This window comes from Pseudomonas fluorescens (genome assembly GCF_900215245.1).
GTDB lineage: Bacteria > Pseudomonadota > Gammaproteobacteria > Pseudomonadales > Pseudomonadaceae > Aquipseudomonas > Aquipseudomonas fluorescens.
Window position 1 is genome coordinate 4859332 of sequence record NZ_LT907842.1, and the last position, 12669, is coordinate 4872000.

The window sequence follows — 12669 nt, forward strand, 5'->3', positions numbered from 1 at the left end:
TCGATTTTGCTCATGTCAGGTGAGGTATCCGGATACCGCTTTCAACACCGAGCTTGCACGCGTCAAGGCCCGGTACCCGCCTGCTTCGAACGCCTGCAGCGGTCGATGCTGCAAGCGGTCCGGGCAGGTGAATACCGCGCTTCTTAGTTGTCGTAACCCAGGTTGGGAGCCAGCCAGCGTTCGGTGACGCTCAAGTCCTGGTGCTTACGCGCGGTGTAGCTGTGCACTTGGTCCTTGTCGACTTTGCCCACGGCAAAGTACTGCGCCTGCGGGTGGGCGAAGTACCAGCCGCTGACTGCCGCTGCCGGGAACATCGCGTAGTGTTCGGTGAGGAACACACCGCTGCGGCCGGCGTGCATTTCGTGGGCCTCGGGGTCCAGCAGTTGGAACAGCTGAGCTTTCTCGGTGTGGTCCGGGCACGCCGGGTAGCCCGGGGCAGGGCGGATGCCGCTGTATTGCTCTTTGATCAACGCCTCGTTATCCAGCTGTTCGTCCTTGGCATAACCCCAGTGTTCTTTACGCACCTGCTGGTGCAGCCACTCGGCGCAGGCCTCGGCCAGACGGTCGGCCAGGGCCTTGACCATGATCGAGTTGTAGTCGTCGCCCGCGTCCTGATAGGCCTTGGCCACTTCTTCGGCGCCGATACCGGCGGTGGTGATGAAGCCACCGATGTAGTCGGTCACGCCGCTGTCTTTGGGCGCAACGAAGTCGGCCAGGGAGAAGTTCGGCTTGCCGTCGGTCTTGATGATCTGTTGGCGCAGGTGATGCAGTTTGGCAATCGGCTGGCCGTCGTCACCGTAGACTTCCAGGTCATCGTCCTGCACCTGGTTGGTCGGCCAGAAACCGAACACTGCGCGGGCGCTGATGAGTTTTTCGTCGATCAGCTTGTTCAGCATTTCCTGGGCATCGGCGTAGAGCGCGGTCGCCGCTTCACCCACCACTTCGTCTTCGAGGATGCGCGGGAACTTGCCGGCCAGGTCCCAGGAGATAAAGAACGGCGTCCAGTCGATGTACGCGGCCAGGACCTTGAGGTCGATGTTGTCCAGCACCCTGGCACCGGTAAAGCTCGGTTTCACCGGGGTATAGGTGCTCCAGTCGAACTGTGGCTTCTTGGCGATCGCCGCCGGGTAACTCAGGCGCTCGGTACGTGCGCTGCGGTTCGAGGTGCGTTCACGCACGTCGATGTATTCCAGGCGGGTTTTCTCGACAAAGGCCGGTTTCAATTCCTTGGACAGCAACTGCGTGGCCACGCCCACCGCACGGGAGGCGTCGGTCACATAGATCACCGCATCATTGCTGTACTTGGGCTCGATCTTCACCGCCGTGTGCGCCTTGGAGGTGGTGGCGCCACCGATCATCAGCGGCAGATGGAAGTCTTGGCGTTGCATCTCGCGGGCCACGTGCACCATCTCGTCCAGGGACGGCGTGATCAAGCCGGACAGGCCAATAATGTCGCACTTCTGTTCCTTGGCCACTTGCAGGATCTTCTCGGCCGGGACCATCACGCCCAGGTCGACAATGTCGTAGCCGTTGCAACCCAGTACCACGCCGACAATGTTCTTGCCGATGTCATGCACGTCACCTTTTACGGTGGCCATGAGGATCTTGCCCTTGGCTTCCGGCTTGTCGCCTTTTTCCAGCTCGATGAACGGGATCAAGTGGGCCACGGCCTGCTTCATTACCCGGGCGGATTTAACCACCTGGGGCAGGAACATTTTGCCGGCGCCAAACAGGTCGCCGACGATGTTCATGCCGGACATCAGCGGGCCTTCAATCACTTCGATCGGGCGCGCAAACGACTGCCGGGATTCCTCGGTGTCTTCGACGATGTGGGTGGTGATACCCTTGACCAGCGCGTGTTCCAGGCGCTTGTTCACCGGCCAGCCACGCCATTCCTCGGTCTCGGCTTCCTTGACGCTGCCGTCGCCCTTGTACTTGTCGGCGATGGCGAGGAGGGCGTCGGTGCCTTCCGGGGTGCGGTTGAGCACTACATCTTCCACGGCATCGCGCAGCTCGGCCGGGATCTGGTCGTAGATCTCCAGTTGGCCGGCGTTGACGATACCCATGCTCAGGCCGTTGCGGATCGCATACAGCAGGAACACCGAGTGGATCGCCTCACGCACCGGGTTGTTGCCGCGGAACGAGAACGACACGTTGGAGACGCCGCCCGAGGTCAGCGCGTACGGCAGCTCGTCACGGATATAGGCGCAGGCGTTGATAAAGTCGACGGCGTAGTTGTTGTGCTCTTCGATACCGGTGGCGACCGCGAAGATGTTCGGGTCAAAGATGATGTCTTCCGGCGGGAAGCCGACTTCATTGACCAGGATGTCGTAGGAGCGTTTGCAGATTTCTTTCTTGCGCGCTTCGGTGTCGGCCTGGCCGGCTTCATCGAAGGCCATCACCACCACGGCGGCGCCGTAGCGCTTGCACAGCTTGGCGTGGTGAATGAACTGCTCGACGCCTTCCTTCATGCTGATGGAGTTGACGATGCCCTTGCCCTGGATGCACTTGAGGCCGGCTTCGATCACTTCCCACTTGGAGGAGTCGATCATGATCGGCACGCGGGAGATGTCCGGCTCGCCGGCAATCAGATTGAGGAAGGTGACCATGGCCTTCTTCGAATCGAGCATCCCTTCGTCCATGTTGATGTCGATCACCTGGGCGCCGGCTTCCACCTGCTGCAGGGCGACTTCCAGGGCTTCGGTGTAGTTGTCTTCACGGATCAAACGGGCAAAGCGTGCGGAACCGGTAATGTTGGTGCGCTCGCCGACGTTGACGAACAACGAGCTGCGGTCAATGGTGAACGGCTCCAGGCCCGACAGTCGGCAAGCCTTGGGAATATCCGGAATCGCGCGTGGCGCATAGCCGGCCACGGCCTTGGCGATGGCTTCGATGTGGCCGGGCGTGGTGCCGCAGCAGCCGCCGACGATGTTGAGGAAGCCGCTCTGGGCGAATTCTTCGATGACCTTGGCGGTTTGCGACGGCAGTTCATCGTATTCGCCGAATTCGTTGGGCAGGCCGGCGTTCGGGTGCGCCGACACATGGGTGTTGGCCTTGTTCGACAGCTCTTCCAGGTACGGGCGCAGTTCACTTGCCCCAAGGGCGCAGTTCAGGCCTACGGAAATCGGCTTGGCGTGGCTGACGGAGTTCCAGAACGCTTCGGTGGTCTGGCCCGACAGGGTACGGCCGGACGCGTCGGTGATGGTGCCGGAAATCATGATCGGCAACTCGATGCCCAGCGCTTCGAACACCCCTTGCACAGCGAAGATTGCCGCTTTGGCGTTGAGTGTGTCGAAAATGGTTTCGATCAGGATCAGATCGGCGCCGCCCTCAATCAGACCTTTGGTCGCCTCGGTGTAGTTTTCCACCAGCTCATCAAAGGTCACGTTGCGGTAGCCGGGGTTGTTCACGTCAGGCGACAGCGAGCAGGTACGGCTGGTAGGGCCGAGCACGCCCGCGACGAAACGCGGCTTGGCCGGGTTCTCCAGGGTCTTGGCGTCGGCGATCTTGCGTGCCAGGCGCGCGCCCTCTACGTTTAATTCGTAGGCCAGGGCTTCCATGCCGTAATCGGCCATGGAAATGCGCGTGGCGTTGAAGGTGTTGGTTTCCAGGATGTCGGCGCCGGCATCCAGGTAGGCTTTTTCGATGCCGCCGATCACGTCCGGACGGGTGATGACCAGCAGGTCGTTGTTGCCCTTGACGTCGCTCGGCCAGTCGGCGAAGCGCTTGCCACGATAATCCTGCTCCTCAAGCTTGTAGCTCTGGATCATCGTGCCCATACCGCCATCGAGGATCAGGATACGTTCCTTGAGGGCTTGATGAAGGGCGTGCAGACGAGCGCTACGATCGGACATGGGACTACTCTGGTCAGGCATTTCGGAGGGGGCGAATCATAGCAAACCTGTGCCTATTTGGAGCATGCCAAGGTTTTGCATGAATATCGTTCATGTTGCTGTGGGTTCCAGGCCGGTAGAATTCGCGGGTTTTTTATTTTGGCTTCATTTTGGGACCAGGCTCATGCCGTATCGCATCATTATCAGCCTTGCACTTTTGCTGATTGGCACTACCACACAGGCCCAAGATCCCGCCCCGGCGATTTCCTATACCCGTGACATTCAACCGATTTTTACTGAGAAGTGCGTGGCCTGCCATGCCTGCTATGACTCGGCCTGCCAGTTGAACCTGGGCAGCGGCGAAGGCGCGGCACGCGGCGCGACCAAAGTGCCGGTCTATGACGGTGAGCGCAGCCAGGCCACCAAGCCGACCCGGCTGTTTTATGACGCGTTCGGTAAAGCCGCCTGGCAGCGCGAAGGCTTCAGCTCGGTACTTGATGCCCAGGGCAGCCAGGCCGCGCTGATGGCGCGCATGTTGGAGCTGGGCCACCGCCGTGCGCCCTTGCAGCCCAACGGCAAACTGCCCGATGACATCGTGCTGGGCCTGAACCGCGAAAACGTGTGCCCGTCGCCAGGCGAATTCGACGCCTACGCCGGCGCGCACCCCAATGAAGGCATGCCGTTGGCCGTCACCGGCTTGAGCGACCAGCAATACCAGACCCTGCAACGCTGGCTGGCCTCCGGTGCGCCGATTGATCAACAAGGCGTGGCGCCGAGTGCCCAGGAAGCGGCCCAGGTGCTGCAATGGGAAAACCTGCTCAACGCCCCCGGCGCCCGGCAAAGCCTGGTGGCGCGCTGGCTGTTTGAGCACCTGTTTATTGCGCATCTGTATTTTGAAGGCGGCGAACCCGGGCATTTCTTCCAGTGGGTACGCTCACGCACCCCCAGCGGGCAGCCGATTGACCTGATCAACACCCGTCGCCCGAATGACGACCCCGGCACTCGGGTGTATTACCGCCTGTGGCCGGTACAAGGGGTGATTGTGCATAAAACCCACATCACTTATCCGCTCAGTGCGCAGAAATTGGCACGGGTCAAATCCTTGTTCTACAGCGGCGACTGGCAGGTGACCGCGTCGCCGGGCTACGGCCCCGGGCGGCGTGCCAACCCGTTCGAGACCTTCGAAGCGATCCCGGCGCAGGCGCGTTACCAGTTCATGCTGGACAACGCCGAGTACTTTGTACGCACGTTTATCCGTGGCCCGGTGTGCCGCGGGCAGATTGCCACGGACGTGATCCGCGACAACTTCTGGGCGCTGTTCCAGGCACCCGATCACGACCTGTACATCACCGATGCCCGCTACCGTGGCCAGGCCACGCCGTTGCTGGCGATGCCCGGCCAGAACGATGACGTGGGCAGCGTGCTCAGCCTGTGGCTCAAGTACCGCGACAAGCGCAACCAGTACGAAGCCCTGCGCCGGGACAGTTACGCCGACCTGCCGGCGCCAAGCTGGTCAACCCTGTGGGCCGGCAATGACAATGCGCTGTTGAGCATCTTCCGCCACTTTGACAGTGCCTCGGTCAATAAAGGCCTGATCGGTGAAGTCCCGCAGACGATGTGGTTGTTCGATTACCCGTTGCTGGAGCGCACCTACTACCAACTGGTGGTCAACTTTGACGTGTTCGGTAATGTCTCGCACCAGGCCCAGACCCGGCTGTACTTCGACCTGATCCGCAATGGCGCCGAGCAGAACTTCCTGCGCCTGATGCCCGCCGATAGCCGCGACGACTTTATGGACGATTGGTACCAGAACAGCGGCAAACTCAAGCTCTGGCTGGACTACGAGGCGATTGATGATGACACGCCGAGTGGGCTGCATCTGGATGAGAAGGACCCGAAGCGCGATTTTGCCCATCAGTTGCTGACTCGCTACGGTGACCTGAATGCCAGTCCGGACCCGATCAACCGGTGTACCGGTGCCTATTGCTCGCGTGATGGGATTGATCCGGCGTTGCAGGATGCGGAGCAGGCGCTCAGTCGCCTCACGTCGAGGCCGGCGGCGGGGCTCAAGGTGATTGAGCAATTGCCTGAGGCCACGATGCTGCGGGTCGAAACCGCCAGCGGCAAGCGGGTGGTTTACAGCATGTTGCGTAATCGTGCGCACAGTAATGTGGCGTTTTTGCTGGGTGAGGCTTATCGCTATCAGCTGGGGCTGGATACGGTGACCATCTATCCGGGGGTGCTGAGCAGTTATCCGAACTTTATGTTCAACATTCCGGCGGGGGAGGTGCCGGAGTTTGTTTCGGCGATGGAGGATGCCAAGGATGCCCAGCGGTTTGAGAGGATTGTTGATCGGTGGGGGGTGAGGCGTAGTCATCCGCTGTTTTGGCAGTATTTTCATGATTTGTCGCGGTATGTTTTTGAGACTACGCCGGTTGAGGATGGGGTGTTGGATATGAATCGGTATGAGAATTTGTGATTTTTGATTTTTGATTTGTGATTTGGGTGGGGTACATATCCGTTGCTGCGGTCACGGCGGCTATGGGTTCCGCTCTTACAGCGGGTCACTTTTTTACAAACGCCTAAAAAAGTAACCAAAAAACGCTTTGCCCCACCACTCGGTACCTCGCCCAGGCTCGGTATGCCCGCACTCCGGCTTGAATCCGTGGGCCGCCGCAATGGGCCATCCCTGGCCCAGTGCGGCTAACCCGGCGTCCTGCCGGGTTACCCACGGATTCAAGCCTGCGTTCGGCCAGCGTGGTTAACGGGGCCTGTCAGATCAAGATCAACAGCAGATCAAAAGCAGAGCACGGCGGCCTGACAGCCGGCCTGAGTGGTTGAAGCAACAGCATAGCAACAGCACTTTTACCGGATGAAATGAGTTCCAAATGTGGGAGCGGGCTTGCTCGCGAATGCGTTGGTTCAGTCAGCTCATCTGTCACTGATGCGCTGCCTTCGCGAGCAAGCGCGTTTTCACAATTTGACCGAGTTTTGTCTTCCGTTATCAGCTCGGCTGTAAGGCTGCCCCAGCTTTGCTTTTGATCTAACCCTTGAGGTTGGCTGCCAGGCCGCCGTGCTGTGCTGTTGATTTTGATCTCAGGCGCCCGATGGCGAGGGCTCAGGGTCCAAAGCCTTTGTTCTGGCACACCGAGCCTGGGCGCGGTGCCGAGTGGTGGGGCAAGTGCCTTTTGGGTGCAGTTGGGCTCTTTTCACAAGTGACCGGCCGTAAGGGCGGAGCCCTAAGCGGCCGTGACCGCAGCAACGGCTAGGTACACCTCCCGAGGCGCCCACATAAAAAACTATCCCGACAAAAACACTAGGACTTTGTACCTCGGTAATAATTTGGCGTAAACTGGCGGCAAGCCTGTGAGGAGTTTCCATGACTGCCATAACCATTACCGACGCCGCGCACGATTACCTGGCTGATCTGCTGTCCAAGCAGAACACCCCAGGCATCGGCATCCGCGTCTTTATCACCCAGCCCGGCACTCAATACGCCGAGACTTGCATCGCCTACTGCAAGCCTGGGGAAGAGAAACCTGAAGACACCGCCCTGGGGCTCAAAAGCTTCACCGCGTATATCGATAACTTCAGTGAAGCCTTCCTCGACGACGCGGTGGTCGACTACGCCACCGACCGCATGGGCGGCCAGTTGACCATCAAGGCGCCCAACGCCAAGGTGCCGAATGTCAACGCCGACAGCCCGGTCAACGAACGCATCAACTACTACCTGCAAACCGAGATCAACCCGGGGCTCGCAAGCCACGGCGGGCAGGTCAGCTTGATCGACGTGGTGGACGATGGCATCGCCGTGTTGAAATTCGGCGGCGGCTGCCAAGGCTGTGGCCAGGCCGACGTGACCCTGCGTGAAGGCATCGAGCGCACGCTGCTCGAGCGCATTCCAGAGCTCAAGGGCGTACGCGATGTGACTGACCACACGCAGAAAGAAAACGCCTACTACTGAGTAAGGCGTTCACTGCGAACAAAAAAACGGCGCCCCGTGAGCGCCGTTTTTTTATGCTTTAAATTCAGTGTCTTGCGCGGTCTTTCTAACAAATAAGATCAACTGTGTGAGCAGGCTTGCTCGCGAACGCGGTCGTTCAGTTAGAGGTGCAGGGGCTGACCCCCGCATTCTTCAGGGGCGATAAAGGTGCGCGTGGCTCGCCCGGTACAGTGAGGACTCGCTGAAGCGGTCGCTTGCCAGCACCCGTCCGACCACGATCAGTGCCGTACGCCGGAAACCCTTGGCGGCGACCTGCTCGGCAATATCACTCAGTGTGCCGACAACCCAATCCTGATCCGGCCACGTCGCGCGGTGCACCACGGCAATCGGGCAGTCCGCGCCGTAGTGCGGCAGCAGTTCGGCGACGATTTTGTCCAGGTGGCTGACCCCCAGGTGAATCGCCATCGTCGTGCCATGACGCGCCAGGCTGTCGAACGCCTCACCGGCGGGCATGCTGGTTTTGTCGGCGTAACGGGTCAGGATCACGCTTTGGGCGATGTCCGGCAGGGTCAGTTCCGCCTCCAGCAATGCCGCGCAGGCCGCCACTGCGGTGACCCCGGGAATAATCTGGAAGGGAATGCCCCGCTCGCGCAAATGGCGGATTTGTTCGCCAATCGCCCCATACAGGCTCGGGTCGCCGGAGTGCACGCGCGCCACGTCCTGGCCCTTTGCATGGGCCGCCTGGATCAACTCGATGATTTGTTCCAGGTGCAATTCGGCGCTATTGACCACCTGTTCCGCCTGATGGCCCTCCAATACGGCGGCGGGCACCAGCGAGCCGGCGTAAATGATCACCGGGCAACTGCGGATCAGCCGCTGGCCTTTGACGGTGATCAATTCCGGGTCGCCGGGGCCGGCGCCGATAAAGTAGACGGTCATGGGGAATTCCTGTTGAAAAACGGGCGAGCATGAAGATTGCTCATGATCGAGGAGGGCAATTATCGGGATTTTAGTCGGCGCATGCCAATGCAAAGGTGGCCTGGGCGGATTTTTTGCGCGTGATCAACAGGCGGGCAGGGCGCTGGGAGAGCTGTTCAACCAGGGCCAGGGCGGCGCTTTCGGCGATGCCATAGCAACCAGTATGCGCAAAGGCGACGGCTGACTTGTGGCTCAAGCGGTCTTCATAACCGGTTAAGTGTTCTGCGCCAAAACACTGCAAGGGCAGTTCCAGCAGTCGGGCCAGGGCCAGCAAGCCCGGTTCAGCCTGTTTGCGATCAATGCTTGCCAACGCCGTGATGCGATGGCGCGCAATGCCGGCGTCGGCGAGGGCGGTGTCAAACAGGCTGAGCAGGCTGTGAACATCACAGCCCCGTTGGCAACCCAGGCCGACCACCAGTGTCATGCCGCGTATTGACCGTCGCGGTTGCGGCGGAACAGCCACGCGCTGATCAAGCCCAAGGCCAGCCAGAAGGCGACGTTGGTCAGTTGCGAGGCGATCTTGAACTGCGCTTCCAGGGCTTCGGGTGCCAGCATCGAATGCACTTCAGGCTGCGGCGCGCCGATGATATGTGGCACGGCCAGAATCGCCACGCCCAGTATTTTTAGCAGCCCGTTGCGGCCAAACACCAGCAGCGCGATCCCCGCAGCGGTAGAGGCCGCTGTACCGATCCACCAGATCTGCCGTTGCGCCAGGTCGGCGGCAGCAGTGCCCGGCAATTCCGGCGGCAGGCCCAGGGTGGGGGCCAGTACAAAGGTTGCGTAACCGGCCAAGCCCCACAACAACCCTTGGGCCGTGCGGGTCGGCGCGCGCAAGGTGTAGAGACCGGCCAGCATCAGCGCGAAACCGACCGCTACCACCAGGTTGCCGCCGGTGGTCGACAGCACACGCTGCCAGCCATTTTCCGGCTCCCAGGCTTCGGCGTCGTGGGTGTGGGCTGCGGCGCCAGCGGCGTGTGCGTGAGCCACTTCGGCGACCGGGGCATTTTCAAAGGTTTCCGCCTGCAGAATCAGCGGGGCGACCCAAAAACTTTGCAGCAAGGTCAGCAACAGGGCGGCCAGCAGGCCGGTGAAACCTGCGGTTTGGGCAATACGCTTGATCATGTCGGCAGGCCTCAGTGGCACGGGAACGCGGCGCTGTGGCGGGTATCGTGGGCCGCGTTGTGCACCGCCTCGATATGCGAGAAGCCGGCGAAATACACCAGGCACGCGCCCAGAATCGACGCGCCGATGGCGGCACTCAGGCGTTGGCTCAGGGTGGCGGTGCTGCTGGTGGTGTGCGAGGTGCTGCTGATGATCGACATGGCGCGTCCCTTCTGGGTGTCAGGGTGAAACGAGCGCATGCAAACCCCGCGAGCCAGGCACGCAGGGTTCTGAACAGCGCCCGCCCACCGCGGGTTTGTTATCTGATTTTTCGGGCCGGTCTCCGGGCTTGCGAGGGGGCTCTGTGAACAGAGTCCTGAAAGCATCGCCTTCCCATGCCAGGGGCACAGTGGCTGTGACGCTTCGCTCGCTTACCGTTGCGGGGGCAGCACCGGACTTCGCACGTGTCGACGTGAGTCACCGGTTTCCCGTTTCACCCTGTGAAGGGCACCCGAAACAAGAGGTGTAGGAGAGCATGGGCGGGGGATAGGCGTCAAATGGAGGTTTGGCGGCTCTCGAAATTCGCCAGCCGCCACCCGCTGGTTGGCCCGATCGATCAGTCCGGGTAGTGAAATTCCGGCGAGCTGTGGGTGCGTGTGTACTCAACGTTGCGCTGATCGAAGCGCTGATCTTGTGTTCCTGAGAACCCCAAAAAGCCCACGCCGATATCCAGGCGGTCAAGCAACTCTTTGCGTTTGAGCAGGGCCTGAGCGACCCCTCTCGCTTGCGGGCTGAAGGTGTTAGCGCTTGGCAGTTCACCGGAAGCTTCTCGCAACTCGGTGAAGTTCACGTATTTGTCGCCGCCGCCAAATTCGTTGAAGTGTTTGCCCACCAGGGTGATCAGCGCACGGTCGCTCAGGCGTTGGAAGTCACCGGTCTCAGTCGCGAGATCGTCTCGGCTGATTTGACCGTCCTTGCCGCTGGTAAAGTCCAACTGCTGGAAGAGGTCTTTGCGCTTCAATACTTCCTGGGCAATCTCGATCTGCGTGTGGGTTGGCGGCACCCCGTTCAGCGGTCGTCCATCTGCCACTCGCTGAAGGGACTTTTTGGTAATGGTCTCGGTAAAGCGCGGATCGCTCATGGCATCAAAATAGGTTTGGAGTGCTTGCGCCAGTTCTCGGGGGTGGAGTTGGTCAACGGGCTCCGTCCAACGTGCAGTCGTAGGCGCGGCTTGCTGAGGGAGGAGAGCTGCGGGCAAGTGTGAATTGACAGAGGGAGGAATCGTGAGCGTCATGGTGATTTCCGTTTTATGTTGAGGTCTGTTCACTCATAGGTGTCGAATGCGGTTATGGCGTTCCCGGAGCGTTCGGTTAATAAGATCTGGAATTGTTTCAAGCCGCTGACGGCGAGCGCCCCGGTCCGTGTATCAATCAACGTTGACCCGCTTCCCCGCACTGCGTAGCCTTGCACCTTCGAGGTTCTTCGGCCCAGGTCGAAGCTAAGAAGGGAACGCGGTTCAAGCCGCGGCTGCCCCCGCAACTGTGAAGGGTTCATCTGACTGCCACGCCACTGCCGATACGGCGGGAAGGCGCAGTCAGCGCCGGTCGCAAGACCCGCATGCCCCAAGCCAGGAGACCTGCCTCGTCACCGATTTTCTACTTCAACCGGGCGGGGTGATCCGGTGACGAAATCAGCTTCTGCGCGTTGCGCAGGGCCATCGTCCCGTATGCCCGCCCCAAAGGGCATCCGATGAAAACACTGGCCAAACTTCCCGTCACCATCGTCACCGGCTTCCTCGGCTCGGGCAAAACCACCTTGCTGCGCCATATGCTCGACAACGCCCAGGGCCGTCGCATCGCCGTGATCGTCAACGAGTTCGGCGAGCTGGGCATTGACGGTGAAATCCTCAAGCAGTGTTCGATCGGTTGCACCGAGGAAGAAGCCAACGGCCGCGTGTACGAACTGGCCAACGGCTGCCTGTGCTGCACCGTGCAGGAAGAGTTCTTCCCGGTGATGCGCGAGTTGGTCGCCCGTCGCGGTGACCTCGACCATATCCTGATCGAAACCTCGGGCCTGGCCCTGCCAAAACCCTTGGTCCAGGCCTTCCAGTGGCCGGAAATCCGCAGCGCCTGCACGGTTGACGCGGTCATCACCGTGGTCGACAGCCCGGCCGTGGCCGCCGGGACCTTCGCCGCGTTCCCGGACCAGGTGGATGCCCAGCGCAAACTCGACCCGAACCTGGACCATGAATCGCCGCTGCATGAGCTGTTCGCCGACCAACTGGCCAGCGCCGACCTGGTGATCCTGAATAAATCCGACCTGATCAGCCCTGAAGACCTGGCCCGCGTGCGCCTCGAAGTCGCCGAAGAGCTGCCACCCGCCGTAAAAATCATCGAAGCCAGCAGCGGTCGCCTGCCGCTGGACGTGTTGATCGGCCTGGGCGCCGGTTCCGAAGCACACATCGACGACCGCCACAGCCATCACGATCATCACCACGAAGGTGAAGACGACCACGACCACGATGCGTTCGATTCCATCTCCATCGACCTGCCGCAAGCCGATGAAGCGCTGCTGCTCGACGCCCTGACGCAGTTGGTGGTGCAACACGGCATCCTGCGCGTCAAAGGTTTCGCGGCGATCCCCAACAAACCGATGCGCCTGCTGATCCAGGGCGTGGGCACACGTTTCGACAAGCACTTCGACCGTGCCTGGCAGGCTGATGAAGCACGCGTCACGCGTCTGGTGCTGATCGGCCAGGCGCTGGACGCGGCGGGCCTCGAAGCGCAACTGCGCGCCGCCCTCAGCGTTTAACCC

Annotated in this window: 9 protein-coding genes and 2 riboswitches; of the genes, 3 read left to right on the forward strand and 6 right to left on the reverse strand. The window is 60.8% G+C overall.

Annotation, left to right across the window (positions count from 1 at the left end):
* Positions 1-143: 143 nt before the first annotated feature.
* Positions 144-3854 (reverse strand): methionine synthase, encoded by a 3711-nt coding sequence (metH, locus tag CPH89_RS22770; RefSeq protein ID WP_053255716.1) that lies wholly within the window; start codon positions 3852-3854, stop codon positions 144-146.
* Between the two features lie 163 nt (positions 3855-4017).
* Between metH and CPH89_RS22775 the strand changes: the two genes are divergently transcribed.
* Both CPH89_RS22775 and nfuA read left to right on the forward strand, forming a co-directional pair.
* Positions 4018-6312 (forward strand): fatty acid cis/trans isomerase, encoded by a 2295-nt coding sequence (locus tag CPH89_RS22775; RefSeq protein ID WP_053255717.1) that lies wholly within the window; start codon positions 4018-4020, stop codon positions 6310-6312.
* 900 nt (positions 6313-7212) lie between these two features.
* Complete coding sequence (gene nfuA, locus CPH89_RS22785; RefSeq protein WP_027606479.1) at positions 7213-7797, forward strand: Fe-S biogenesis protein NfuA; 585 nt, start codon at positions 7213-7215, stop codon at positions 7795-7797.
* Between the two features lie 171 nt (positions 7798-7968).
* On the opposite strand, the gene cobM is transcribed toward nfuA, so the two are convergent.
* The 5 genes from cobM to CPH89_RS30440 form a co-directional block, all read right to left on the reverse strand.
* Positions 7969-8715 (reverse strand): precorrin-4 C(11)-methyltransferase, encoded by a 747-nt coding sequence (gene cobM / locus CPH89_RS22790; protein WP_053256497.1) that lies wholly within the window; start codon positions 8713-8715, stop codon positions 7969-7971.
* Positions 8716-8785: 70 nt separating this feature from the next.
* The gene (locus CPH89_RS22795) at positions 8786-9178 is read right to left on the reverse strand and encodes a cobalamin biosynthesis protein (protein WP_053256496.1); all 393 of its coding nucleotides are present in this window, start codon (positions 9176-9178) and stop codon (positions 8786-8788) included.
* Positions 9175-9876 (reverse strand): CbtA family protein, encoded by a 702-nt coding sequence (locus CPH89_RS22800; protein WP_053256495.1) that lies wholly within the window; start codon positions 9874-9876, stop codon positions 9175-9177. Before CPH89_RS22800 ends, CPH89_RS22795 begins: the two co-directional genes overlap by 4 nt.
* Positions 9877-9887: 11 nt before the next feature.
* Entirely contained in the window at positions 9888-10076 is a 189-nt protein-coding gene (locus CPH89_RS22805) for a CbtB domain-containing protein (RefSeq protein WP_053256494.1), read from the reverse strand.
* Positions 10077-10172: 96 nt separating this feature from the next.
* A riboswitch (cobalamin riboswitch) is annotated at positions 10173-10385 on the reverse strand.
* Between the two features lie 86 nt (positions 10386-10471).
* Positions 10472-11149 (reverse strand): hypothetical protein, encoded by a 678-nt coding sequence (locus tag CPH89_RS30440; protein ID WP_169716562.1) that lies wholly within the window; start codon positions 11147-11149, stop codon positions 10472-10474.
* A gap of 164 nt (positions 11150-11313) precedes the next feature.
* Positions 11314-11513, forward strand: a riboswitch (cobalamin riboswitch).
* A 91-nt stretch (positions 11514-11604) separates the two neighbouring features.
* Between CPH89_RS30440 and cobW the strand changes: the two genes are divergently transcribed.
* Positions 11605-12666: a cobalamin biosynthesis protein CobW gene (gene cobW / locus CPH89_RS22815; protein WP_053256492.1), complete on the forward strand. Its 1062-nt coding sequence runs from the start codon at positions 11605-11607 to the stop codon at positions 12664-12666.
* The last annotated feature ends 3 nt before the right edge of the window (positions 12667-12669 follow it).

Excerpts from the sequence above, each read along its gene's own strand:
- metH (WP_053255716.1), bottom strand. The coding sequence starts at position 3,854 with ATGTCCGATCGTAGCGCTCGTCTGCACGCCCTTCATCAAGCCCTCAAG.
- CPH89_RS22775 (WP_053255717.1), top strand. The coding sequence starts at position 4,018 with ATGCCGTATCGCATCATTATCAGCCTTGCACTTTTGCTGATTGGCACT.
- nfuA (WP_027606479.1), top strand. The coding sequence starts at position 7,213 with ATGACTGCCATAACCATTACCGACGCCGCGCACGATTACCTGGCTGAT.
- cobM (WP_053256497.1), bottom strand. The coding sequence starts at position 8,715 with ATGACCGTCTACTTTATCGGCGCCGGCCCCGGCGACCCGGAATTGATC.
- CPH89_RS22795 (WP_053256496.1), bottom strand. The coding sequence starts at position 9,178 with ATGACACTGGTGGTCGGCCTGGGTTGCCAACGGGGCTGTGATGTTCAC.
- CPH89_RS22800 (WP_053256495.1), bottom strand. The coding sequence starts at position 9,876 with ATGATCAAGCGTATTGCCCAAACCGCAGGTTTCACCGGCCTGCTGGCC.
- CPH89_RS22805 (WP_053256494.1), bottom strand. The coding sequence starts at position 10,076 with ATGTCGATCATCAGCAGCACCTCGCACACCACCAGCAGCACCGCCACC.
- CPH89_RS30440 (WP_169716562.1), bottom strand. The coding sequence starts at position 11,149 with ATGACGCTCACGATTCCTCCCTCTGTCAATTCACACTTGCCCGCAGCT.
- cobW (WP_053256492.1), top strand. The coding sequence starts at position 11,605 with ATGAAAACACTGGCCAAACTTCCCGTCACCATCGTCACCGGCTTCCTC.